The 23,234-nt window shown below is 74.6% G+C and carries 20 protein-coding genes; 9 read left to right on the forward strand and 11 right to left on the reverse strand.

Features of this window, described 5'->3' with window-relative positions; all coding sequences use genetic code 11:
- Nucleotides 1-137: 137 nt before the first annotated feature.
- Nucleotides 138-1,034 carry an alpha/beta fold hydrolase gene (locus tag IF43_RS0132010; RefSeq protein WP_030209033.1) on the reverse strand — a complete coding sequence of 299 codons (897 nt, stop codon included), beginning with the start codon at nucleotides 1,032-1,034 and terminating at the stop codon, nucleotides 138-140.
- A 99-nt stretch (nucleotides 1,035-1,133) separates the two neighbouring features.
- Entirely contained in the window at nucleotides 1,134-2,933 is a 1,800-nt protein-coding gene (locus IF43_RS0132015) for a DEAD/DEAH box helicase (RefSeq protein ID WP_234332610.1), read from the reverse strand.
- 478 nt (nucleotides 2,934-3,411) lie between these two features.
- On the opposite strand from IF43_RS0132015, the gene IF43_RS0132020 reads away from it, so the two are divergent.
- The gene (locus IF43_RS0132020) at nucleotides 3,412-4,185 is read left to right on the forward strand and encodes a ferritin-like fold-containing protein (protein WP_030209036.1); all 774 of its coding nucleotides are present in this window, start codon (nucleotides 3,412-3,414) and stop codon (nucleotides 4,183-4,185) included.
- Nucleotides 4,186-4,339: 154 nt separating this feature from the next.
- Here IF43_RS0132020 and IF43_RS0132025 read toward each other — a convergent pair whose 3' ends face one another.
- The 4 genes from IF43_RS0132025 to IF43_RS0132040 all read right to left on the reverse strand — a co-directional run bounded on the left by IF43_RS0132025 (nucleotide 4,340) and on the right by IF43_RS0132040 (nucleotide 6,240).
- Complete coding sequence (locus IF43_RS0132025) at nucleotides 4,340-4,627, reverse strand: hypothetical protein (RefSeq protein ID WP_030209037.1); 288 nt, start codon at nucleotides 4,625-4,627, stop codon at nucleotides 4,340-4,342.
- Nucleotides 4,628-4,803: 176 nt separating this feature from the next.
- Nucleotides 4,804-5,031, reverse strand: a complete 228-nt coding sequence (locus IF43_RS0132030) for a DUF3107 domain-containing protein (protein ID WP_030209038.1) — start codon at nucleotides 5,029-5,031, stop codon at nucleotides 4,804-4,806.
- A 133-nt stretch (nucleotides 5,032-5,164) separates the two neighbouring features.
- A complete protein-coding gene (locus tag IF43_RS0132035; protein WP_030209039.1) occupies nucleotides 5,165-5,812 on the reverse strand; it encodes a TetR/AcrR family transcriptional regulator in 648 nt (215 codons plus the stop codon).
- Nucleotides 5,813-6,024: 212 nt separating this feature from the next.
- Complete coding sequence (locus tag IF43_RS0132040) at nucleotides 6,025-6,240, reverse strand: hypothetical protein (protein WP_030209051.1); 216 nt, start codon at nucleotides 6,238-6,240, stop codon at nucleotides 6,025-6,027.
- 118 nt (nucleotides 6,241-6,358) lie between these two features.
- On the opposite strand from IF43_RS0132040, the gene IF43_RS0132045 reads away from it, so the two are divergent.
- The 8 genes from IF43_RS0132045 (at nucleotide 6,359) to IF43_RS0132080 (ending at nucleotide 16,782) form a co-directional block, all read left to right on the forward strand.
- Nucleotides 6,359-7,345, forward strand: coding sequence for an alpha/beta fold hydrolase (locus tag IF43_RS0132045; RefSeq protein ID WP_030209054.1), 987 nt, complete (start codon nucleotides 6,359-6,361; stop codon nucleotides 7,343-7,345).
- A gap of 7 nt (nucleotides 7,346-7,352) precedes the next feature.
- Complete coding sequence (locus IF43_RS40065) at nucleotides 7,353-9,176, forward strand: DUF3152 domain-containing protein (protein ID WP_234332611.1); 1,824 nt, start codon at nucleotides 7,353-7,355, stop codon at nucleotides 9,174-9,176.
- Between the two features lie 128 nt (nucleotides 9,177-9,304).
- On the forward strand, nucleotides 9,305-9,400 hold the full coding sequence (locus IF43_RS43795) for an Ms4533A family Cys-rich leader peptide (protein ID WP_324605143.1): 96 nt from the start codon (nucleotides 9,305-9,307) through the stop codon (nucleotides 9,398-9,400).
- 195 nt (nucleotides 9,401-9,595) lie between these two features.
- Complete coding sequence (locus IF43_RS0132060; protein ID WP_030209060.1) at nucleotides 9,596-11,323, forward strand: ABC transporter substrate-binding protein; 1,728 nt, start codon at nucleotides 9,596-9,598, stop codon at nucleotides 11,321-11,323.
- Complete coding sequence (locus IF43_RS0132065; protein ID WP_078910614.1) at nucleotides 11,320-12,348, forward strand: ABC transporter permease; 1,029 nt, start codon at nucleotides 11,320-11,322, stop codon at nucleotides 12,346-12,348. The genes IF43_RS0132060 and IF43_RS0132065 overlap by 4 nt, the downstream gene beginning before the upstream one ends.
- A complete protein-coding gene (locus IF43_RS0132070) occupies nucleotides 12,345-13,334 on the forward strand; it encodes an ABC transporter permease (RefSeq protein WP_030209062.1) in 990 nt (329 codons plus the stop codon). The genes IF43_RS0132065 and IF43_RS0132070 overlap by 4 nt, the downstream gene beginning before the upstream one ends.
- Nucleotides 13,331-15,013 (forward strand): ABC transporter ATP-binding protein, encoded by a 1,683-nt coding sequence (locus IF43_RS0132075; RefSeq protein WP_030209063.1) that lies wholly within the window; start codon nucleotides 13,331-13,333, stop codon nucleotides 15,011-15,013. The genes IF43_RS0132070 and IF43_RS0132075 overlap by 4 nt, the downstream gene beginning before the upstream one ends.
- 221 nt (nucleotides 15,014-15,234) lie before the next feature.
- Entirely contained in the window at nucleotides 15,235-16,782 is a 1,548-nt protein-coding gene (locus IF43_RS0132080) for an alpha/beta hydrolase (RefSeq protein ID WP_030209064.1), read from the forward strand.
- Nucleotides 16,783-16,902: 120 nt separating this feature from the next.
- Here the strand turns inward: IF43_RS0132080 and moeZ are convergent, their stop codons facing one another.
- From moeZ to IF43_RS0132105, 5 genes are all read right to left on the reverse strand, one after another.
- Nucleotides 16,903-18,081, reverse strand: a complete 1,179-nt coding sequence (moeZ, locus tag IF43_RS0132085) for an adenylyltransferase/sulfurtransferase MoeZ (RefSeq protein ID WP_030209067.1) — start codon at nucleotides 18,079-18,081, stop codon at nucleotides 16,903-16,905.
- Between the two features lie 81 nt (nucleotides 18,082-18,162).
- Nucleotides 18,163-18,906, reverse strand: coding sequence for a spherulation-specific family 4 protein (locus tag IF43_RS0132090; RefSeq protein ID WP_030209072.1), 744 nt, complete (start codon nucleotides 18,904-18,906; stop codon nucleotides 18,163-18,165).
- Entirely contained in the window at nucleotides 18,894-19,880 is a 987-nt protein-coding gene (locus IF43_RS0132095; RefSeq protein WP_030209073.1) for an NAD-dependent epimerase/dehydratase, read from the reverse strand. The genes IF43_RS0132090 and IF43_RS0132095 overlap by 13 nt, the downstream gene beginning before the upstream one ends.
- A gap of 159 nt (nucleotides 19,881-20,039) precedes the next feature.
- Nucleotides 20,040-21,389, reverse strand: a complete 1,350-nt coding sequence (locus IF43_RS0132100; protein ID WP_030209074.1) for a hypothetical protein — start codon at nucleotides 21,387-21,389, stop codon at nucleotides 20,040-20,042.
- Nucleotides 21,386-23,179 (reverse strand): DUF3492 domain-containing protein, encoded by a 1,794-nt coding sequence (locus tag IF43_RS0132105; RefSeq protein ID WP_063753433.1) that lies wholly within the window; start codon nucleotides 23,177-23,179, stop codon nucleotides 21,386-21,388. The genes IF43_RS0132100 and IF43_RS0132105 overlap by 4 nt, the downstream gene beginning before the upstream one ends.
- Between the last annotated feature and the right edge of the window lie 55 nt (nucleotides 23,180-23,234).

Here is a 23,234-nt window from a genome sequence, read left to right on the forward strand (position 1 = left end):
TCGCCCTGGCCTTCGGCCACCCTCGGCCCGGGCCTGCCTCCGGTCCAGCCTGCCACCCCTGTCAAGCGCCTCCCCCACACACCACGCGACCCACCAGGCGCCGCCAAGGAGGCCGTTGACCGGGGTGGCTCGTGGGACTAGGCGCGGACGGGGGCTGCGTCTGCCGACGCGGCGGTGTCCCAGAAGGCCACGAGCTCGCGCGCGGTGGTGGCCGGGTCCTCGGCGTTGGGGGAGTGCTCCGTGCCGGGGACCACGGCACGCCGGGCGCCCAGGCGCCGTGCCATGTCGTCCATGCGCGGCACCGGCCAGGCGTAGTCGACCTCGCCCGACAGGACCAGCTTCGGCAGCTCCGGGGCGGCCTCCGCCAGCTCCGCCACCCGGTCGGACTCTGCGATCAGCTGTCGGCCGGTGGCCATGAGCTGCCAGCGGCTGGTGGCCAGCCAGCGGCGGTGCAGGAAGTCCGCCAGCTCGGGGGATTCGTGCAGGGCGTCCTCCGGGTCGTGGGCGCGCATGGCCTGCCAGACCGCTTCCATGTCGTCTCCCATCAGTTCCAGGCCGGCGACCAGGAGCTTCGTGCGCTCCTGCTGGTCTTCGGCGATGGCGGCGGGGCCGCTGCTCATGAGGGTGAGCGAGCGGAAGAGGCCGGGGGCGCCGATCACGGCGGCCCGGGAGACCAGACCGCCGAAGGAGTGCCCGAGCAGGTGGACCGGCTGCTCCGCCGCGCCCAGCGCCTCGGCCTGGGCGATCACGTCCCGGGCCAGCTCCTCCTGGGCGTACCCGGCCTCGTCGTCGGGGCCGGGCGTCTCGTGCTGGCCGCGGCCGTCGACGGCCACGACGTGGTAGCCGGCCGCGACCAGGGGCTCCAGGAGGCCGATGAAGTCTTCCTTGCTGCCGGTGAACCCGGGTACGAGCAGCGCGACGCCCTTCCCGCCCGACGGGGGCACCGCCTCGTGGACGGCGAACCGGCCGCGGCTGGTCTCCAGGAGGCGGGCGACGGCGTGTTCCGGCAGCGTGAGCCGGGGCGGCTTGCTCATGCCCCCACGTTACCGACCGGTTGTGTTTCCTGGTTCGCCGGCCGCCCCGAGCCACGCGAAAGGCCCGGCCCACAGGGGCCGGGCCTTTCACACAGCGGGTCAGGACTCCTGGGAGTCCGCCGGCTTGCGGGTCGCGCGGCGGCGACGCGGCTTCGGCTCGTCCGCCGCGGCCGGGGCCTCGGCGGCCGGGGCCTCGGCGGCCGGAGCCGACGCGGCACGGGTGCGGCGGCGACGCGGCTTCGCGGGCGCCTCCTCCGCGGCCGGGGCCTCGGCCACGACGGCCTCCCCGGCCTGGGCCGGGACGTCGACGACGGCGGTCTCGGCGACCGCGTCGGACGCGGTGGCACGGGTGCGGCGGCGGCGCGGCTTGGCCGGGGCCTCCTCCGCGGCGGCGGTGTCGGCGGCCGGAGCCTCGACCACGGCGGCCTCGACCACGGCGGTCTCGGCCACGGTGGCGGAGGCGCCACCGGCACGGGTGCGGCGCCGGCGCGGACGCTTCGGGCCCGCCTCGGCGGCCTCGGACGCCGGGGCGGAGCCCTCGGTGCCCTCGGCGGTGGCGACGGCCTCGGCCGCGCCCGGGGCGACCTCCGCCCCGCCCCGCGTGCGGCGGCGCTGCCGCGGCGTACGGGTGCGGGCCGGGCGCTCCTCGGCCGGAGCGGCCGACGAACGGCGGCCGCGGCCGCCCGGCTCGCCCAGGTCCTCGATCTCCTCGGCCGCCAGGCCGGCGCGGGTGCGCTCGGCCCGGGGCAGGATGCCCTTGGTCCCGGCCGGGATGTTCAGCAGTTCGAAGAGGTGCGGGGAGGTCGAGTACGTCTCCTCCGGCTCGTTGAACGGCAGTTCCAGCGCCTTGTTGATCAGCTGCCAGCGCGGGATGTCGTCCCAGTCGACCAGCGTCACGGCCGTGCCCGACGCGCCCGCGCGGCCGGTCCGGCCCACGCGGTGGAGGTAGGTCTTCTCGTCCTCCGGCGACTGGTAGTTGATCACGTGCGTGACGCCCTCGACGTCGATGCCGCGGGCGGCGACGTCGGTGCAGACGAGCACGTCGACCTTGCCGTTGCGGAAGGCCCGCAGGGCCTGCTCGCGCGCGCCCTGGCCGAGGTCGCCGTGGACGGCGCCGGACGCGAAGCCGCGCCGCTCCAGCTGCTCGGCGATGTCGGCGGCGGTGCGCTTGGTACGGCAGAAGATCATCGCCAGTCCGCGGCCCTCGGCCTGCAGGATGCGGGAGACCATCTCCGGCTTGTCCATGGAGTGCGCGCGGAACACGTGCTGCGTGATGTTCGCGACGGTCGCGCCCTCGTCGTCCGGCGCGGTCGCGCGGATGTGCGTGGGCTGCGACATGTAGCGGCGGGCCAGGCCGATGACCGCGCCCGGCATGGTCGCCGAGAACAGCATGGTCTGCCGCTTCGGGGGCAGCAGATTGATGATCTTCTCGACGTCGGGCAGGAAGCCCAGGTCGAGCATCTCGTCGGCCTCGTCGAGGACGAGCGCCTTGACGTGGGACAGGTCGAGCTTCTTCTGCCCGGCCAGGTCCAGCAGGCGGCCCGGGGTGCCGACGATCACGTCGACGCCCTTCTTGAGGGCCTCGACCTGGGGCTCGTACGCGCGGCCGCCGTATATGGCCAGGACGCGGACGTTGCGGACCTTTCCGGCGGTCAGCAGGTCGTTGGTGACCTGGGTGCACAGCTCACGGGTCGGTACGACCACGAGCGCCTGCGGCGCGTCGGTGAGCTGCTCGGGCTTGGCGCGGCCCGCCTCGACGTCCGCGGGGACGACGACGCGCTCCAGCAGGGGAAGGCCGAAGCCGAGCGTCTTGCCCGTACCGGTCTTCGCCTGGCCGATGACGTCCGTGCCCGAGAGGGCGACGGGGAGGGTCATCTCCTGGATGGGGAAGGGGGTCACGATGCCGACGGCTTCGAGGGCCTCGGCGGTCTCGGGAAAGATCCCGAGCTCTCGGAACGTAGTCAGGGTGCTGCCTCTTCTGTGAGACGCGGCGCGAGGCGGCGAGAGGGGGTCTTACCGTGCCTGGCATAGCTCCCCCGGCTCATCGCCGGGGGCACCTCCGGTCTCGGCTCGAAGAGAGCCGCCTGGCCGGATGACGCGGGACCACTGCCTTCGCTCAAGCGCTCGTGCCGCTGAGGGGGCCCCTCATGGCGGCGGAGCGCGTGAGCGCACGCACCGCATCGAGGGCGGTCGGTTGGAGCCGATCGGGCCACCGACCGGGCATCCTCATTCGGATGGCCCGCCGAGTATTCGGCAGGCGCTATAGCACTGTACCCCGGATTCGCGCAGGTTTGTTGGGTGAATTCATCACGGCGGCGTGTACAGGGTGACTGACCAGGCACTTCCGCGCGTGTCCTGGCGGGCTATTGTGCGGTTCATGGAGACCGCTGAGAACGCCGAGAACACCCCGAACACCGAGTCCGCGACCGGCGCCGAGGCGCAGCCCGTGGGCATCGCCGCCCAGGACTGGGCGACCGCCGCCGCCTCGCCGCAGTACCGCGCGGCCGTGGTGGACCTGCTGGGTGCCCTGGCGTACGGCGAGCTCGCGGCCTTCGAGCGGCTCGCCGAGGACGCGAAGCTGGCCCCCACGCTCGCCGACAAGGCGGAGCTGGCGAAGATGGCCTCTGCCGAGTTCCACCACTTCGAGCGACTGCGCGACCGGCTGGCCGCCGTGGACGTGGACCCGACCGAGGCGATGGAGCCCTTCGCGAAGGCCCTGGACGACTTCCACCGCCAGACCGCCCCCTCCGACTGGCTGGAGGGCCTGGTCAAGGCGTACGTCGGCGACTCGATCGCCAGCGACTTCTACCGCGAGGTCGCCACCCACCTCGACTCCGACACCCGCTCCCTGGTCCTGGGCGTGCTGGACGACACGGGCCACGGCAACTTCGCCGTGGAGAAGGTCCGGGCCGCCATCGAGGCCGACCCGCGCGTCGGCGGCCGGCTGGCCCTGTGGGCGCGCCGCCTGATGGGCGAGGCCCTGTCGCAGGCCCAGCGCGTGGTCGCCGAGCGCGACGCCCTGTCGACGATGCTGGTCGGCGGCGTGGACGGGATGGCCGCGGGCTTCGACCTCGCCGCGGTCGGCGAGATGTTCACCCGCATCACCAAGGCTCACACCAAGCGCATGGCGGCCCTGGGCCTCGCCGCCTGACCACCGGTCCGACGGGTTCTCCCGGGGGGCGTGCCACGTGCCCGCCTCCCGGTCCCGGCCCCTCCCGGTTCCGGCCCCTCCCGGTCCCGGCTCTCCCGGTCCCGGCTCTCCCGGTCCCCGGCCCGTCCGCGCCCGCGCGCCCCTCGCGCCGGTGTCACCCTCCCGAGGGGAGGGAGAAGGGCGCCCGGCCCGTCGGGCGGGTCCGCAGCAGCAGGGACAGGGCCGCCGCGCCCACCAGGGCGGCGCCCAGCAGCGAAGCGGTGAGCGTCCGGTGCCCGGGCCCCAGGGCGTAGTGCGTCAGGTATCCGCCGAAGACCGCCCCCAGCGCCCCCGTGACCAGCACGACGCGTGCGGACGGCAGCCGCCCGGGCATTCTCCTGACGGCCAGCCAGGACAGGGCGAGACCCAGAACAGCGGAGCCGAACGCTTCCACGACGAGCATCAAGTCCCTCCCGCACGGCCAGGGGCAAATCGGGTCGTAGGCGGTCCTACCCGAACCGTGCGGCGCACAACCCTCGGCCACCCCGGCGGGCACGGAAACGGCCCGGTGGGAGGAACCACCGGGCCGTTTCTCTCAGTTGTGTGTTACGGGGGCCCGACGGGACCCCTGCGCACCGGTTACACGGCGCCGAACCCGACCTTGCGCACCGACGGCTCGCCGATGTCGACGTACGACAGCCGGTCGGTGGGGATCAGGACCTTGCGGCCCTTGACGTCCGTCAGGCTGAGCAGCTGAGTCTTGCCGGTGAGCGCGTCGGCGACGACGGCCTCCAGCTCCTCGGCGCTCAGTCCGCTCTCCAGCACGATCTCCCGGGGTGCGTGCTGCACGCCGATCTTGACCTCCACGGCTATGTCCCTCCGACGGTCCGGGGCGCGCGATCACCGCGCCGTACCCGGACACAGTAGCCCGGCGAGCGCAGGCCACGCCGCGCCTGCGCCACGCTGCGAGCGAACACGGTGCGGGAACACCGCCGGGGCATCAGCCCTGGCCCTGCTCCTGGCCGTGCAGCGGGAAGCCGGCGATGCCGCGCCAGGCCAGCGAGGTGAGCAGCCCGACCGCCTTGTCGCGGTCCACGGGGCTCTCGCTCGACAGCCAGTACCGGGCCACCACCTGCGAGACCCCGCCCAGGCCCACGGCCAGCAGCATGGCCTCGTCCTTGGCCAGGCCGGTGTCCTCGGCGATCACGTCGGAGATCGCCTCCGCGCACTGCAGCGAGACCCGGTCCACGCGCTCGCGCACCGCGGGCTCGTTCGTGAGGTCGGACTCGAAGACCAGGCGGAACGCGCCGCCCTCGTCCTCGACGTAGGCGAAGTACGCGTCCATCGTCGCGGCCACGCGCTGCTTGTTGTCGTTCGTCGACTCCAGTGCCGTCCGCACGGCCAGGAGCAGCGCCTCGCAGTGCTGGTCCAGCAGCGCCAGGTACAGGTCGAGCTTGCCGGGGAAGTGCTGGTACAGCACCGGCTTGCTCACTCCCGCGCGCTCCGCGATGTCGTCCATCGCCGCCGCGTGGTACCCCTGTGCCACGAAGACCTCCTGGGCCGCGCCCAGGAGCTGGTTGCGTCGGGCTCGGCGCGGCAGGCGTGTGCCCCGCGGGCGCGCCGCCTCGGTCTGCTCGATGGCTGTCACGCCGCCTCCCACTTTCTCTCTGTCGTGCGCGCTGTGCGCCGCCGCGTGCGCTGCGCGCCGCGCCCGCCATCGTACTTTTCGGTAACCGAATCTGGAGGGTCCGGACCGACTTTTCTCGGTGTACGGACAACCGCGGGCACCGTGCGGACCTGTACGAATACCTCGTACTCCGCTCCCGGACGCCCGCCGGGCCGGGTCCAGCCCGGCGCTGCTCAGCGGTAGTCGTCCTCGTCGAGCGTGACGACGCGCGCCTGTTCGACCGCGTCCGCCTCCGGGGTTTCGTCCCGGTCGTCCGCGGTGAGGGGTTCGTCCTCGCGGGGATTCAGCTCGGTGTGCTGTTCGGCCGCGTCCGCCTCCGGGGCCTCGGCGTCGAGCGCCTCCTGGAACCTGTCCTGAAAGGTGTCCGGCTCCGCGGGATCGACAGTCATGTGGCTCCCCTCTTTCCCTTGTCACTACGAGCCTAGGAGAGTCAGGGGTACGCCGCTACGCGGATCTGTGAGGGCGAACACACGAGGGCGGGCGTGATCGTCTCGTAACATTGCCCCCATGTCTTCGACCGAGCTGCCGGGAGTCCGCGCCACCACCGCGGCGTCGTCCCAGGTGAGCGCCGTGCGGGTGGCCGAGGGGGAGCAGCTGCGCCGGGTGTCGCTGCCCGGGCTGACGCTGAGCGTCCGGTCCCGGCCGCCGGCCCGTACCGGGCTGCCGCCCGCCCTGTACGTCCACGGCCTGGGCGGTTCCTCGCTGAACTGGTCGGAGCTCATGGAGCGGCTGGAGGGCGACGTCGACGGCGAGGCCCTCGACCTGCCGGGGTTCGGTGACTCGCCGCCGCCCGACGACGGGAACTACTCCGTCACCGGGCTGGCCCGCGCGGTCATCCGCCACCTCGACGCGAGCGGGCGAGGCCCCGTCCACCTGTTCGGCAACTCGCTGGGCGGCGCCGTCACCACAAGGGTGGCCGCGGCGCGCCCGGACCTGGTCCGTACCCTCACCCTGGTCTCGCCCGCCCTGCCGGAGCTGCGGGTGCAGCGCTCGGCGGTGCCGACGGCGCTGCTCGCCCTGCCGGGCGTGCCCGCCCTGTTCACCCGGCTGACCAGGGACCTCAGCGCGGAGCAGCGGGTCCGCGGCGTGCTGGGCCTCTGCTACGGGGACCCGTCGCGGGTCACGCCCGAGGGGTTCCGGGACGCGGTGGAGGAGATGGAGCGGCGCATGACGTTGCCGTACTTCTGGGACGCGATGTCCCGTTCCGCCCGCGGGATCGTGGACGCGTACACGCTGGGCGGGCAGCATGGCCTCTGGCGCCAGGCGGAGCGCGTACTGGCCCCGACGCTGCTCGTGTACGGCGGCCGGGACCAGCTCGTGTCGTACCGGATGGCGCGCAAGGCCGCTGCCGCGTTCCGCGGATCGCGGCTCCTGAGCCTGCCGGAGGCGGGACACGTGGCGATGATGGAGTACCCCGACGTGGTCGCGGACGCGTTCCGCGGCCTGCTGCGGGACACCGACCGCACGGCGGCGGACGACGAGGGCGGGAGCTGAGGCGGCGGTGGGACGACATAGCCGCAAGGGGCCGCCGCCGGCGGCCTCCACGGAACCGACCGCGGCCCACCCGGGGTACGCCCCCGCCGGGGCCGCACCGCCCGCGTCCGCCGACGCGGGCGCCGTCTACGGTGACTGGCGGGGCGTCCCGCGGCCCGCGCAGGACGCGTACGACACGGGGTCCTTCGCCGCCTTCCAGGACACGGGGTCCTTCGCGGCCGTCCACGACACCGGATCCTTCGCGACCTTCCAGGACACCGGGTCCTACGCCGCGGTCCACGAGACCGGCGGGTTCGCCGCGGTCCACGAGACCGGCGGGTTCGCCGCGGTCCACGAGACCGGCGGGTTCGCCGCGGTGCAGGAGGGCGGCGCCTTCGACGCCTTCCGCGATACCGGCGGGTTCGCCCAGGTGCAGGATCCGGGGGGCTTTTCGCATGCCCGGGCGACGGGCGAGTTCCAAGGGGCCCGCGGAGCCGGCCACTTCGCCCCCGGTCACGAGGACCCGTACGAGACGGGAGGCTTCCCGTCCGGGCACGACACCGGCGGCTTCCCGCCGGCGTACGACACCGGAGCGTTCCCGTCCCCGCACGACACCGGTGCCTACGAAGCCGTCGGGCGTACGGGGGAGTTCGAGGCGTTCCGCGATACCGGGGCGTTCCCGCGGGTGCAGGACACGGGGGGCCTTCCGCACGCCCGCGCGGCGGGCGGCGTCCAAGAGGCCCGCGCCGCAGGCCACTTCGCCCCGTCGCGCCCGTCGCCGTACGACACCGGTGCCGCGCCGTCCGCGCACGGTACCCGTGGCTTCGCCGAGGTGCGCGACACCGGTGCCGTCCCGCGCGTGACCGGCACGGGGGCGTTCCCCCGCGTCGGCGACACCGGCGGGTTCCCGCCCGTGCGCGACGCCGACGGGCCCCGCACGGCGGGCGTCGGCACCCTCCGGGCGCCGGCACAGGACGCGGTGCCCACCGTGCCCCGGCCGCGGCGCGAGGACGAGGTCGCGCCCCGGCGCGGCGGGCTGCGGGTGCGGACGTACACCGGCATCGCCGCTGCCGCCGTGACCGTGGCGCTCGCCGTCGTGGTCGCCGGGCAGGTCACGGGCGACGACGGCGAGAGGGTCGGCGCGCGCGCCGCCGACGAGGGCGACCAGCGCGGCGGGGCCGCCTCGGCCGCCTCGCGCTCCGACGACCGCACGACCCCGGCGGCCACGCCCGCCGCACCCGCGGCGGCACTCACCTTCGAGCAGAAGATGGCCCAGCAGTACCCGATGGCCCCCGAACTCCGGGGCTCGGGACAGTTCGAGACCGTGCCCGGGCACGCGCCCGCACCCGGCAAGGGCCGCAGGATCCGGTACCGCGTGGACATCGAGAAGGGGCTCGCCCTCGACGGGGCCCTCTTCGCCGAGGCCGTGCAGCGCACCCTCAACGACCGCCGGAGCTGGGCCCACGACGGGGACATGACCTTCGAGCGGGTGTCCTCGGGCGACTCCGACTTCGCCATCACCCTCGCCAGTCCGGGCACCACCCACGCCTGGTGCGCGAAGTCCGATCTCGACACCGCCCAGATGAACGTGTCCTGCGACTCCGCCAGGACCGAGCGTGTCATGATCAACGGCTTCCGGTGGGCGCAGGGCTCCGTCACGTACGGGGCGGACAAGATGCTCCCGTACCGCCAGATGCTGATCAACCACGAGGTCGGCCACCGGCTCGGCCACGACCACGTGAGCTGCCGCACACCCGGGGCGCTCGCGCCGATCATGCAGCAGCAGACCAAGTCCCTCGACCTCGACGGCATCAAGTGCCGGCCCAACCCGTGGGTGTACCCGGAGAGTTGAGCCGCACGACCGCTCGCCCCGGCAGCCCCCGCGGGCGCCGGGCGGAGGTCCCGCGGGGGGTGCCGGCTCCGGCCGCGCTCGACCGCGCGGCTTTGACATCGGCGGGCCGATCGGCAATCGTTCTGGGCATGTCGACCCACCACGCCGCCTCCGCGAGCGCCGCCATCGAGCTGGCGCTGCTCGGCGTGACCGCGCACAGCGTGGCCGACATCCTCTGTAGCTGACGCCTGCCCGAGCGCGCGCGTCGAACCATCCTCATCGCGTTTCCTGCCGCGCCCGGGCCCCTGTACGCCCGCAGGCGCGGCTTCGTGCATTCCCCACCGCCTCCCCCGCACTCCTGATGCGGCCCGGCGCGCCCTTCGCCGCCCCTCGCGGGACATTTCCCCTGAAATCCTTCCTGCCGAGAGGTTCCCGTTCCGATGCGTCTCCAGTCCCAGATATCCCGCGGCGTGGCCGCGGCCGCCGTCAGCGTCGTCCTGGCGGGGGGCGCGGTCGCGTGCGGTCCCCAGGACGGCTCGGCCGAGAGCGGCGGCGCGACCGGAGCGGCGGGCCAGCCCCGCAAGGGCGGCACGCTCACCGTCCTCAACTCCGACCCGCAGAACGACTTCGACCCCGCGCGCCTCTACACCTCCGGCGGCGGCAACGTCCCCTCGCTGGTCTTCCGCACGCTCACCACCCGCAACCGCGAGAACGGCGCCGCCGGCACCAAGGTCGTCCCCGACCTCGCCACCGACACCGGCCGCCCGAACGCGGACGCCACCGAGTGGACGTACACCCTCAAGGACGGCCTCAAGTACGAGGACGGCACCCCGATCACCAGCGCCGACATCAAGTACGGCATCGAGCGGTCCTTCGCCGCCGAGCTCTCCGGCGGCGCCCCCTACCTGCGCGACTGGCTGGTCGGGGGCGACCGGTACCAGGGCCCCTACAAGGACAAGAAGGGCCTGGACTCGATCGTCACCCCCGACGCCCGGACGATCGTCTTCAAACTGCGCAAGCCCGAGGGCGAGTTCCCCTTCGTCGCCACCCAGACCCAGTTCGCGCCCGTCCCCAAGGCCAAGGACACGGGAGCGAAGTACGAGGAGCACCCCGTCTCCTCCGGCCCGTACAAGGTCGTCAGGAACGAGAACGACGGCGAGCGCCTCGTCCTGGAGCGCAACCCGCACTGGTCCGAGGCCACCGACGCCGAGCGCAAGGCCTACCCCGACACCATCGACGTCCGCTCCGGCCTCGACCCCGCCGTCATCAACCAGCGCCTGTCCACGAGCACCGGCCCCGACGCGGCCGCCGTCACCACGGACACCAACCTCGGCCCGGCCGAACTCGCCCAGATCACCGGCAACAAGGAGCTCGCCTCCCGGGTCGGCACCGGCCACTTCGGCTACACCAACTACCTGGCGTTCAACCCGAAGGTGAAGCCCTTCGACAACCCCAAGGTGCGCCAGGCGATCTCCTACGCGATCAACCGCACCAGCGTCGTCAACGCCGCCGGCGGCTCCGCCCTCGCCGAGGCCGCCACCACCTTCCTGCCCGAGCAGGCGGCCTTCGGCCACACGCCGTACGACCACTTCCCGGCAGGCAAGGCCGGCGACCCGGCCAAGGCCAAGGCCCTGCTGAAGGAGGCCGGCTTCGCCGACGGCCTGACCGTCACGCTCACCCACTCCACCGCCCAGAACCGCCAGACCAGCCCCGAGGTCGCCACCGCCGTCCAGCAGGCGCTGGCCGCCGCCGGCATCACGGTCAAGCTCGAGGGCCTGGAGAACAACGCGTTCAACGAGCGCCGCTGGGACGCCAAGAACACCCCCGGGTTCTTCATCTCCCGCTGGGGCGCCGACTGGCCCTCCGGCGGCCCCTTCCTGGCCCCGATCTTCGACGGCCGGCAGATCGTCACCAACGGCTCCAACTACAACCACGCGCAGCTGAACGACCCCGCGGTCAACAAGGAGATCGACGAGATCAACAAGCTGACCGACCTCGCCGCCGCCGCCGCGCGCTGGGGCGCCCTCGACCGGAAGATCGGCGAGCAGGCCCTCGACGTCCCGCTCTTCCACCCCGTCTACAAGCGGCTGGTCGGCAAGGACGTCAAGAACGTCGTCATCAGCGACTGGACCGGCGTCCTCGACATCTCGCAGGTGTCGGTGAAGTGACCGCCGTACCCTCCACCCGTCCGGCCCCGGCCGGACCCGCGCCGGGGGCCACCGCCCCCGGCGCGGGCGCCGCCCGCCAGGCCTGGCGCCGGCTGCGCCGCCGGCCCGCCGCCCTCGCGGCGGCCGGCGTGCTGGCCCTGCTCGTCCTCCTCGCCCTCGCCGCCCCCCTCCTGGCCCACCTGGTCGGGCAGGACCCGAACGCCTTCCACGACGACCTCGTGGACTCGGCCCGCGGCGGCGTCCCCTTCGGCTCCTTCGGCGACGCGAGCGCCGAGCACTGGCTCGGCGTCGAACCCGGCACCGGCCGCGACCTGTTCACCCGCCTCCTGTACGGCGCGCGCGTCTCGCTGCTGGTCGCCCTCGGCGCCACCGTGGTCCAGGTCCTCGTCGGCATCGCCGCCGGGCTCACCGCCGCCCTCGGCAACCGCTTCGTCGACGCGGTCGTCGGCGGCGCCACCGACGTGATGATCGCGCTGCCCGGCCTCGTCCTCGGCATCGCCCTCACCGCCGTCGTCCCCGCCGACTTCCCCCGCCCCCTGCTCCTCGTCCTGATCATCGGACTGCTCGGCTGGGGCGGCACCGCCCGGGTCGTCCGCGCCCAGACCCTGTCCCTGCGCGGGCTGGACTTCGTCGAGGCCGCCCGGCTCTCCGGCCGCGGCCGGCTGGCCGTCGCGCGCCGCGAGCTGCTGCCCTCGCTGGCCGCGCCGGTGATCACGTACGCGGCGATCCTGCTGCCCGCCAACATGGTCACCGAGGCCTCCCTCTCCTTCCTCGGCATCGGCGTCAAGCCGCCCACCCCCTCCTGGGGGCAGATGCTGTCCGGCGCCCAGACCTGGTTCCTGGCCGACCCCGCCTACGTCCTGCTGCCCGCCGGGCTCCTCTTCGCCACCGTCCTCGCCTTCACCGTCCTCGGCGACGCGGTGCGCGCCGCCCTCGACCCTCGCGAGGCCGGGCGCCTGCGGGTGGGGGCGCGGAAGGCGCGTACCCGAACCGCCCGCACCGCCCCGAAGGGAGCCGGGGAGTGACCCGCTTCGTCCTCAAGCGCACCGCGGCCGCCCTGCTCGTGCTGCTCCTGCTGTCCGCCGCCGTCTACGGCCTCTTCTACCTCGCCCCCGGCGACCCCGCGCGACTGGCCTGCGGCGAGCGCTGCAACCCGCAGCAGATCGCCCAGGTGCGCGAGCAGCTCGGCCTCAACGACCCGGTCCTCACCCAGTACGGCCACTTCCTCCAGGGCCTGGTCACCGGCCGCGACTACTCGGCCGGCACCGCGGTCCTGCACTGCGACGCGCCCTGCCTCGGCTTCTCGTACCAGAACGACCAGCAGGTCACCGAGATCATCCTCGACCGGCTGCCCGCGACCTTCTCGCTCGCCCTCGGCGCCCTCGTCATCTGGCTCGTCATCGGCGTCGGCAGCGGCGTCCTGTCCGCGCTGCGCCGCGGCGGGCTCACCGAACGCGCCCTGACCGTGCTCACCCTCGCCGCCACCGGCACGCCCGTCTTCATCCTGGGCCTGCTCCTGCTCATGGCCGTGTGCGCCTACCTGCAGTGGCTGCCGTTCCCGACGTACGTGCCCTTCTCCGACGACCCCGAGCAGTGGGCCTGGAACCTGCTCCTGCCCTGGGTCACCCTCGGCTTCTTCGAGAGCGCCAAGTACGCCCGGCTCACCCGCAGCTCCACCCTGGAGACGCTGGCCGAGGACCACATCCGCACCTTCCGCGCCTACGGCGTGGGGGAGCGGGCCGTGGTCGTGCGGCACGCGCTGCGCGGCGCCGTCCCGCCCGTGGTCGCGCTGAGCGCCATCGACCTCGGCACGATGATGGGCGGCGCCGTGCTCACCGAGTCCCTCTTCGGGATCCCCGGGCTCGGCAAGACCCTGATCGACGGGGTGCGGGTGGTCGACCTGCCCGTGGTCGTGGGCGTCGTCCTCGTCATCGGCGCGGCCGTCGTCGTGGCGGGCGCCCTCGCCGACCTCCTCTACGCCGCCGCGGACCGAAGGGTGGCCCTGGCATGACCACGCATCCCGTCCAGCCCCTCGTCGACGTCACGGACCTGTCCGTCGAGTTCCCCGTCGGGGAGTCCGGCGCGTCCGTACGGGCCGTCGACGGCCTCTCGTTCACCCTGGCCCCGGGCCGGGCGCTCGGCATCGTGGGGGAGTCCGGCAGCGGCAAGTCCACGGTCGCCGCGGCCCTCCTCGGCCTGCACCGGGACACCGGCGCCCGGCTGACCGGCACGGTGCGGGTGGCCGGCACGGACGTGACCACCGCCGGCCCCGCCGAGCTCCGCCGGCTGCGCGGCGGGCGCGCGGCGATGGTCTTCCAGGACCCGCTCAGCTCCCTCGACCCGTACTACGCGGTCGGCGACCAGATCGCCGAGGTCCACCGGGTGCACCACGACGTCTCCCGGCGCGCCGCCCGCGCCCGCGCCGTCGAGGTGCTGGACCGGGTGGGCATCCCCGACGCGGTACGCCGCTCCCGCGCCCGGCCGCACGAGTTCAGCGGCGGCATGCGCCAGCGGGCCCTGATCGCCATGGCCCTCGCCTGCGACCCGGACCTGCTCATCGCGGACGAGCCCACCACCGCGCTCGACGTCACCGTGCAGGCCCAGATCCTCGACCTGCTCCACGGCCTGCGCGAGGAGCGCGGCCTCGCCCTGCTGCTGGTCACGCACGACGTCGGCGTGGCGGCCGAGAGCGTGGACGACCTCCTGGTCATGAAGTCCGGCTCCGCGGTGGAACGGGGCCCGGTGGCCACCGTCCTCGCGGCCCCGACCGAGGCCTACACCCGCGCCCTCCTGGCGGCCGTACCGCGCCTGGAACCGACCGACGGCGCGGGGGCCGCCGCTCCCGCCCGCGCGGCGGCGGAGGCCCGCGTACCCGCCCCCACCCCCGCGCGGCCCCCGGCCCCCGTCGTCGAAGCCGTGGACCTCCGCCGCGAGTTCGGCCGCGGCAGGCGCAAGACCACCGCGGTGGACGGCGTCTCCCTCGCCCTGGCCCCCGGCGAGACCCTCGGCATCGTCGGCGAGTCCGGCAGCGGCAAGTCCACCCTCGGACGCATGCTCGTCGGACTGCTCGCCCCCACCGCAGGAGAGGTCCGCCACGACGGCACCCCCACCACCGGCATCACCGCGGGTGCCCAGATGGTCTTCCAGGACCCCGGCTCCTCCCTCAACCCCCGCCGCAGCATCGGCGAGTCCATCGCCGACCCGCTGCGCGCCGCCGGGGAACGCGACGAGGGGGCCGTCCGGTCCCGGGTCGCCGAACTGCTGGCACGCGTCGGCCTCGACCCGACCCACTACGACCGCTACCCGCACGAGTTCAGCGGCGGCCAGCGCCAGCGCGTCGGCATCGCCCGCGCCCTGGCCCCCCGCCCCCGTCTGATCGTCTGCGACGAGCCCGTCTCGGCCCTCGACGTGACCACGCAGGCCCAGGTCACCGCCCTGCTCACCGAACTCCAGCAGGAACTCGGCCTCGCCCTGGTGTTCATCGCCCACGACCTGGCCGTCGTACGCCAGGTCAGCGACCGCGTCGCCGTCATGCGGCAGGGCCTGGTCGTCGAGGACGGCCCGGTGGACCAGGTGTACGGCGCCCCGCGGCACCCGTACACCCGCCGGCTGCTCTCGGCCGTCCCGTCCCTGGACCCCGCCCTCGCCGCCGCCCGCCGCACCGATCGCAGCGCGCTGACGACCGTCTGACCGGGGCCGTCGAATCCCTGGCGTGCCTGGTGGGTAGCGGTGGTGAGGCCCGCTTCGTTGGCCGCCCCGTGGTGTGTGGGTCCCCACCACGGGACGGCCGACTCCCTTGGTTCTGTTGCACCGGATGGGCGCCCACCCCCCACCGCGGACGGTGCGGCTCGGGTCACCCACCCGGCCCACCGGCAGCGCGGCCCTCCCGAGGGGCCAGGAGGATGGGGCGTATGTCGCGAACCGTCACGCTGCGTACGGCAGCGCTCGCCCTCGCCGCGGCGGCCCTCGTGCCCCTGACCGGCTGCTCCGACGACGACGGAAGTGAGAAGGCCCGGCCGAAGTCCCTCTCCTGGGGGCCCTGCCCCGCTCCGGCCCCGGCCGAGGGCACGGGTGAGGCCCCGGGCAAGGAGTGGGAGTGCGCGGCCCTGGACGTTCCCCTCGACTACGGACGGCCCGACGGCGAGACCGTCGAGCTCGCCGTCATCCGGTCCCGCGCCAAGAACCAGAAGGAGCGCATCGGCTCGCTGATCTACAACTTCGGCGGCCCCGGCGGCTCCGGCGTGGCCACCCTGCCCAGCGCCGCCAAGGACTACGCGCGCCTGAACGAGCGCTACGACCTGGTCAGCTTCGACCCGCGCGGGGTCGGCCGCAGCGCCGCCGTGCGCTGCGAGGACGACAAGCAGCTGGACGCGTACTACGCGGTGGACGGCACCCCCGACACCCCCGCCGAGGTGCAGACCTTCGTCGACAACTCCAAGCGGTACACCGCCGCCTGCCAGCGGAACTCCGGCCGGGTGCTGCCGTACGTCGGCACGCTCAACGCCGCCCGCGACCTCGACCGGCTGCGCGAGGCCCTCGGCGACGACAAGCTCCACTACTTCGGCATCTCCTACGGCACCGAGCTCGGCGGCGTGTACGCCCACCTCTTCCCGCAGAACGTCGGCCGGGCCGTCTTCGACGCCGTCGTCGACCCCACCAAGACCGCGCTCCAGGGCTCCCTGGGCCAGGCCGAGGGCTTCCAGCTGGCCCTCGACAACTTCGCCAAGGACTGCGTCGACCGCGGCGACGCCTGCCGCCTCCAGGGCAGCACCGTGAAGGAGATCGAGGACAACATCGTCGCCCTGCAGAAGTCCCTGGAGGCCCAGCCGATCCCCGGCATCGGCGACCGCCGGCTGACCGCGACCGCCGCCACCGGCGGCATCGCCCAGGCCCTCTACTCCAAGGACTACTGGCCGCTGCTGGAACAGGGCCTGGACGAGGCCGAGGGCGGGCAGGGCCAGCTCCTGCTCGCCCTGTCCGACGCGATGAACGGGCGCAACCCGGACGGCACGTACAGCAACATCGGAGCCGCCAACACCGCCATCAACTGCGCCGACTCCAAGGACCGCTACTCCCTGGAGCGGACCCGGGCCGAACTGCCCGCGTTCCGGGCCGCCTCACCGGTCTTCGGGGACTACCTCGGCTGGGCCATGATGAGCTGCACGCCCTGGCCGGTGCCCGGCGCCTGGCAGACCCCGGACGTGAGCGCGCCCGGCGCGGCGCCGATCGTGGTGATCGGCAACACCGGCGACCCGGCGACGCCGTACGAGGGCGCCCGGAAGATGGTGGACGAGCTGGGCAAGGGCGTCGGCGTCGAGGTCACGTACAAGGGCCAGGGGCACGGCGCGTACAACAGCGGCGACACGTGTGTGCAGGGGCTGGTCGACGCCTACCTGCTGGACGGCAAGGTCCCGCCGGCCGGCACGGTCTGCCCCACGAAGCCGACCGGCCAGGCCTGAACGCCGGGCCCGAACCGCCCGCGCACGGGAGCCGCCCCGTAACTAGGGACGGGCCCGCACACAGGGACGGGCCCGTGCCCCCGGTCTCCCGGTGGGCACGGGCCCGTCCCGTTCTCGTGCTCAGTAGATCGGCTTCTCCGGCTCGATCTGGTTCACCCAGCCGATGACCCCGCCGCCGACGTGCACCGCGTCCGCGAAGCCCGCGGACTTCAGCACCGCGAGGACCTCCGCACTGCGGACACCCGTCTTGCAGTGCAGGACGATGCGCTTGTCCTGCGGCAGGTCCTGCAGGGCGGTGCCCATCAGGAACTCGCCCTTGGGGATCAGCTTCGCGCCCGGGATCGAGACGATCTCGTACTCGTTCTTCTCCCGGACGTCGATGATCTCGATCTTCTCGTCCGCGTCGATCCACTCCTTGAGCTGCTTCGGAGTGATCGTCGAGCCGAGCGCCGCCTCCTGGGCCTCCTCGGACACGACGCCGCAGAAGGCCTCGTAGTCGATGAGCTCGGTGACGGTCGGGTTCTCGCCGCAGACCGCGCAGTCGGGGTCCTTGCGGACCTTGACCTGGCGGTACTGCATCTCCAGGGCGTCGTAGATCATCAGACGGCCGACCAGCGGCTCGCCCGTGCCCGTCAGGACCTTGATCGCCTCGGTGACCTGGATGGAGCCGATGGACGCGCAGAGCACGCCCAGGACGCCGCCCTCGGCGCAGGACGGGACCATGCCCGGCGGCGGGGGCTCCGGGTAGAGGCAGCGGTAGCAGGGGCCGTGCTCGGACCAGAACACCGAGGCCTGGCCGTCGAAGCGGTAGATCGAACCCCAGACGTACGGCTTGTTCAGCAGCACGCACGCGTCGTTGACGAGGTAGCGCGTGGCGAAGTTGTCCGTGCCGTCGACGATCAGGTCGTACTGGCTGAAGATGTCCATCACGTTCTCGGCCTCGAGCCGCTCTTCGTGCAGGACCACGTTCACGTACGGGTTGATGCCGAGCACCGAGTCGCGCGCGGACTCCGCCTTGGAGCGGCCGATGTCCGCCTGGCTGTGGATGATCTGGCGCTGCAGGTTGGACTCGTCGACCTCGTCGAACTCGACGATGCCGAGCGTGCCGACGCCGGCCGCGGCCAGGTACATCAGGGCGGGCGAGCCGAGGCCGCCGGCGCCTACCGCGAGCACCTTGGCGTTCTTCAGGCGCTTCTGCCCGTCCATCCCGACGTCGGGGATGATCAGGTGGCGGGAGTACCGACGGACCTCGTCGACGGTCAGCTCGGCGGCCGGCTCGACCAAGGGTGGCAACGACACGGGGACTCCAGGATGGTCATCCCCGCGCCTGCGGGGAGCATTCATGGGTGTTTCTCTCCCGTAACAGTGCCATGCGACTTTTCATTCCGAGACACCTGGTCCGATACGTGAGACGATTTCGTCCCAGTACCCGGGCATGCCCGCCCAGGGGTCGCCGGTGCCGCGCCGGTCGGTGAACCAGATGGTGCCCGCCCCCTGCCACCGGGCGACGCGCACCGCCTCCTCCAGGTGCGTGCGGGGGACGCCGTGGACGAAGTGGCAGAACCGCTCGGGCGGGAGCTCCGCGGTCCACTCGGCCACCTGCGACCAGCGGTAGTCCGTCCAGCTGCCGGAGAACGTGACCAGCTGGTCGCCGATCTCGGCGTAGCCCGGGTACGGGTGGGTGCCGTGGCCGAGGACGATCCGCAGGCCGTCCCCGAGGGTGCGCAGGGTGTCCGCGACCCGCCGCACCGAGGCCAGCTCGGCGCGGTCGGCGGGGGCCTGGGCGAGGTAGAAGCCGTCGACCCGGTACCAGTCGCGGAAGGCGTGCGCCTCGGAGACGAGCTCCCCGAAGGACCGGCGGCCGTCCCGCACCGCGAGATGGCCGATCACGGAACCTCCGGCCTCGCGGAGCCGGGCCACGACGTCGAGGCAGTGCGGGTCGGGGCGCTGGCCGGGGCCGTCCGACACGTTCAGGACGGCCCAGTGCAGAGGGGTTCCGGGCCGGCCGAGCTCGGCCCACTCGACCGGGGCGACCAGCGGGTGGGCGTACCCGGGGACGCCGAAGCCGAGCCGCCCCGCCTCGGTGGCGGCGAGGCGGGCGTCGGGGGTGGTCAGATGCGGCACGCCGCCTCCATCCAGATGTCGGCGAGCGACTCCTCCAGGTTGATCCGGGGTCGCCAGCCGAGCCGGTCGCGGGCGGTGCGGACGTCGGCCTGCTGCCAGACCCCGCAGCCGTCGGGGTAGGGGAACGGGCCGCCGGCCGGCGGTGCGGCGAGCTGCTCGGCGGAGGACTCGCTGCGCGGGTGGCCGATCGAGGCCAGGCCCATGGGGCGGCCGTGCGGGGGCGCGTCGAGCTCGTGCAGGGCCCCGCCGTAGCCGGCGACCCGGGCGAGGACGGCGGCTGCGTCGCGGAGCCGCACGGCGCGGCCGGTGCCGATGTTGACCACGCCCTGGGCGGCGGACAGGGAAGCGGCGTGCACGGCCCGGGCCACGTCCCGGACGTCGACGAAGTCCCGCTGTACGCCGAGGCCGCCGAGCTTGAGCTCCCCGTCGCCGGACTGCATGGCCCGCCGCATGGCCTCCGCGAGGCGGCCGAGCGGGGAGCCGGCCGGGGTGCCGGGGCCCACGGGCGAGAAGACGCGCAGCACGACGGCGTCGAGCCCGGAGCCGAGGACGAGTTCGGTCGCCGCCAGTTTGCTCACCCCGTACGGGCCGCCGGGTCTGGGGACGGCGTCCTCGGCGGTGGAGGACCCGGGCTGGCTGGGCCCGTACTCGGAGGCGCAGCCGAGCTGGACGAGCCGGGCCCCGCAGCCGCTGCGGCGCAGGGACTCGCAGACGGTGGCGACCGCGACGGTGTTGTGGCGGGTGAGCTCGCGGGCGCCGCCGCGGGTGGTGCCGGCGCAGTTGATCACGACGTTGGGGTGCACCGCGTCGAAGAAGCGGGTGAGCGCCCCGGGGCTGCCGGTCGCGAGGTCGAACCGCACGTCCGCGTCGTCGCCGCGGCCGAGCGCGGTGAGCTGGACGGCGGGGTCGGCGAGCAGCCGGTCGGCGACGTAGCGGCCGAGGTATCCGTTGGCTCCGATCAGCAGCACCCTCATCGTGCGATCCCTTCGTGCCGACGGGGCAGGGCGGGGGGTTGGGCCGTCATCTCTCGTTCTCCTTCACGGGTGTTCCGGTGGTGGGGTGCGGGGTGGGCCGGCGGCGTCGGCTCCGTCGGCCTTCCGCGGGGGTCGTCAGTGACTCGTTCTCGCATCGGCCTAGGTGTGGATGTGCGCGGAAGCGCGGGACAGGGTGGTGGCGGCGCGGCCGAGAAGGGCGAGCAGGGCCGCGGCGCACAGGGCCGTGGTGGCGCCCTCGGGTACGGGTTGCCCGAGGGCGGCGGCGCCGAGCAGCAGGCCCTGGGCGGCGCAGGCCACGCCGAGGGCGGTACGGGCCGCGGCGGCCGCGCCGTGGGCGGCGAGCAGCCGGGCGAGGAAGAGCAGGGTCCCCAGGGCCGTGCCGGCCGCCAGGGGTGCTCCGGTGAGCGCGAGCAGCCCGGCGAGGGCGGCCGCGAAGAGCGCGCACACCCCCAGGAGCAGGGGACGCACGCCCGCGGCGAACTCCGCGAGCACCCGGCTCGCGGCCAGCCGCCGCCGGGCCCGGCCGGAGAACACCGCGGCGCACCAGGTCGCCGGCAGCGCGGCCGGGACCAGCGCGGCGAGGGTGCCGGCCGCCGGGCCGGCGACGGCCGGGGCCGGTTCGGCGGCGGAGCCCGCGGCGTCCGCCGGGACCGCGCCGAACAGGCCCTGCGCGGCGGCCACGGCGGCCACGAGCGCGAGGGCCCACAGCCACACCCCGGCGCCGCCGCGGCCCCGGGCCCGGAGCGGGCCGAGCCGCAGGCACGCGGCGAGGGCGGCGACCACGACGGTCGTCCCGACTGCCGAGACGACCGTCCCGGTGGTCGAGAAGGAGGTTCCCGTGGTCGCGAGGGTCGGGCCGTGGACGTGGCCGCCCGCGACGGCGCGGGTCGCGAGGGCGCGGGTCGCGAGGGTGGCCGCGCCGGCGGCGAGCGCGGTCCCGTACACCAGGGCACGCCTGCGGACGGGCGCGTCCGACCACGACCGCCCCGGCAGCCCGGCCAGCCCGGCCGGGCCGGGTGCGCCGGGGAGACCGCCCGTACGGTCGGCCGCGGCCGCGGCCGCGGCCGGGTCCGCGTCGGCGTACGACGCGCCGGCAGCGCCGGTGCCCCGTGCGCCGGTGCCCCGGGCGCCGGCGCCGGCCGCCGCGGGGCCGCCCTCGCCGCGCGGGACGCGGGCGTACAGCTCCTCGGCCAGCGAGAACACGTCCCGGTGCCGGAACCGCGCGGCGGTGCGGTCGGTGACCCCGTGGGCCTCCAGCCCGGCCGCGATCTCCAGAGGGTCCACGGCGCGCTCGCACAGGTCCCGGTGGCGGTGCATCAGGACCTTGACGGGGTCCACGGCCGCCCGGCGCCGGGTCCCGGTGTTGACCGGGGCGTTGACCGGCGCGTTGACGCCCGCGTCCGCCCCCGGGCCGAAGGTCCCGGCCCGGCCGTCCGCTCCCCTCCGTGCCCCCGCCGCGCCGCGCGCGGTCTCGCCCGGGCCCGTCACAGCGCCGCCTCCGGGGTCGCGGCGAGCGGGAGCTCGACGGTGGCGGCCGGCACGGCCTCCGGGACGGCGGCCGCGGCCAGGTGCGCGGCGGCGGCCGGGCCCGCGTCCGGGGCGGGGAGCGCGGCGGTGGTCGCCGCACCGGTCTCCGGGGCGGTCGTCAGGGGGAGCCGGGCGGTCACGGCCGCGTCGGCCGCGGCGGCCCCCGGAACGGCCGCCCAGCTCGGGACGCCCGCGGTCCAGCGGCCCGGCACGCAGGCCTCGGGCGGCAGTCCGAACGGCACCTCGTCGGCGGCCCCGGCCCGGCGCCCCGCGTGCGAGATCACCTCCAGGTACAGGGCCCGGTAGGCCTCGACGTTCTGCTCCACCGTGAAGAGTTCGAGTGCCCGGGCCCGGGCGGCGGCACCCAGCCGGGCCGCCCGCTCGGCGTCGCCCAGCAGCGCCAGGCACGCGTCCGCGAGGGCGCGCGGGTTGCGCGGCGGGACCACGAGCCCGGTCCTGCCGATGACCTCGCAGACCGCGCCGACGTCGGTGGACACCGTGGCCCGCCCGCAGAGCATGGCCTCGACCAGGCTGATCGGGAAGCCCTCGACCACGGAGGACAGCACCACCACCCGGCCGGCCGCGTAGGCGTCCGCGGGCTGCGGGGCGGCCGGCCCGCCGACCTCCTCGAAGCTGACCGGGCTCTCGCCGGCCGTGACGGCGTCCGCCGCCTCGTCGGGGAAGAGCTGCGCGGCCAGGGCCCGGCAGTGGGCGAGGTAGTCGACGGACTCGGCGGTGCGAGAGGGCCCGGCGAACAGCCGCAGCCGGGCCTCGGGTTCGGCCCTGCGCACCTCGGCGAACGCGTGCAGGAGGCCGATGACGTCCTTGGCCGGTTCGATCCGGCCGACCCACACCAGCGTCAGCGGGTCGCCCAGGTCGGTGGACTCCCCGACGGTGGCGAATCGGTCCGCCTCCATCCCGGGGTAGACGGTGCGCAGCTTCGCCCGCTCCGCCCCGCACCGCTCCTGCCAGCGCCGCGCGTGCGTGTTCCCCGGCACGAGGAGGTCGGCGGTGCGGTAGATCTCGGCCGCGAGCCGGCCGTGGAAGGCGGCCAGCAGGGCCCTGACGGCCGGGGTGGGCGGTTCGCCGGCCCGCTCGAGGTAGTGCGCGCGGAGCTGGACGCCGTACTCCGTGACCAGCAGGGGGACTCCGCAGAAGCGTTTGGCCAGGAGCCCGGGCAGGGCCGCGGTCCCGCCGGCCGCGGCGTGGCAGAGGTCCACCCGGGCGAGGTCCTCGTACCAGTCGAGGGAGAGCGGCCGCAGGGCCCGCTCCAACCGGTCCGCCACGGCGAGCAGGTCGGGGACCTGGGCGCGTTGGGCGGTGCGGTGGGCGCCGGGGGCGCGGCAGGCGGCCTCCAGCGTGCGGACGGCCGTCTCGGATCGCAGGGCCGCGTACAGCCCGCCCTCATCGCGGGCCAGCTCGGCCAGTCCGTACAGGCCCTCCCCGAAGGGTTCGGCGCGCCCGGTGCAGATGCCGGAGACCAGGTCCGCGAAGTGGCCGGCGAACCGCTTCCGGGTCCGGCGGCGGTAGGTGCGCCCGTCGTCGTACGGGGCCCAGAGCGGGGCGGTGGCGACCCGGGTGACGTGCGGCGGCAGCGGGACGTGGCCGCGGCGCTCCTGCTCGGCGCTGCGGCTCAGGGCGTAGAGCTCGAACTCGTGCCGGTCGAGGCCGCGGACGAGCCGGTCGCACCAGACCCTTGCCTCACCCGTCGCATACGGATAACCACCTTCCGTGAGCAGTCCGATCCGCACGAGTGCACCCCCGATCTCCCGTATGGGGCGGTCGCCGTCGGTCCGGTGACCCGCC

Origin of the sequence: Streptomyces sp. NRRL S-87 (assembly GCF_000719335.1) — a bacterium.
Classification (GTDB): Bacteria; Actinomycetota; Actinomycetes; order Streptomycetales; family Streptomycetaceae; genus Streptomyces.

Excerpts from the sequence above, each read along its gene's own strand:
- IF43_RS0132010 (WP_030209033.1), bottom strand. The coding sequence starts at position 1,034 with ATGAGCAAGCCGCCCCGGCTCACGCTGCCGGAACACGCCGTCGCCCGC.
- IF43_RS0132020 (WP_030209036.1), top strand. The coding sequence starts at position 3,412 with ATGGAGACCGCTGAGAACGCCGAGAACACCCCGAACACCGAGTCCGCG.
- IF43_RS0132025 (WP_030209037.1), bottom strand. The coding sequence starts at position 4,627 with ATGCTCGTCGTGGAAGCGTTCGGCTCCGCTGTTCTGGGTCTCGCCCTG.
- IF43_RS0132040 (WP_030209051.1), bottom strand. The coding sequence starts at position 6,240 with ATGACTGTCGATCCCGCGGAGCCGGACACCTTTCAGGACAGGTTCCAG.
- IF43_RS0132045 (WP_030209054.1), top strand. The coding sequence starts at position 6,359 with ATGTCTTCGACCGAGCTGCCGGGAGTCCGCGCCACCACCGCGGCGTCG.
- IF43_RS43795 (WP_324605143.1), top strand. The coding sequence starts at position 9,305 with ATGTCGACCCACCACGCCGCCTCCGCGAGCGCCGCCATCGAGCTGGCG.
- IF43_RS0132060 (WP_030209060.1), top strand. The coding sequence starts at position 9,596 with ATGCGTCTCCAGTCCCAGATATCCCGCGGCGTGGCCGCGGCCGCCGTC.
- IF43_RS0132075 (WP_030209063.1), top strand. The coding sequence starts at position 13,331 with ATGACCACGCATCCCGTCCAGCCCCTCGTCGACGTCACGGACCTGTCC.
- IF43_RS0132080 (WP_030209064.1), top strand. The coding sequence starts at position 15,235 with ATGTCGCGAACCGTCACGCTGCGTACGGCAGCGCTCGCCCTCGCCGCG.
- IF43_RS0132095 (WP_030209073.1), bottom strand. The coding sequence starts at position 19,880 with ATGAGGGTGCTGCTGATCGGAGCCAACGGATACCTCGGCCGCTACGTC.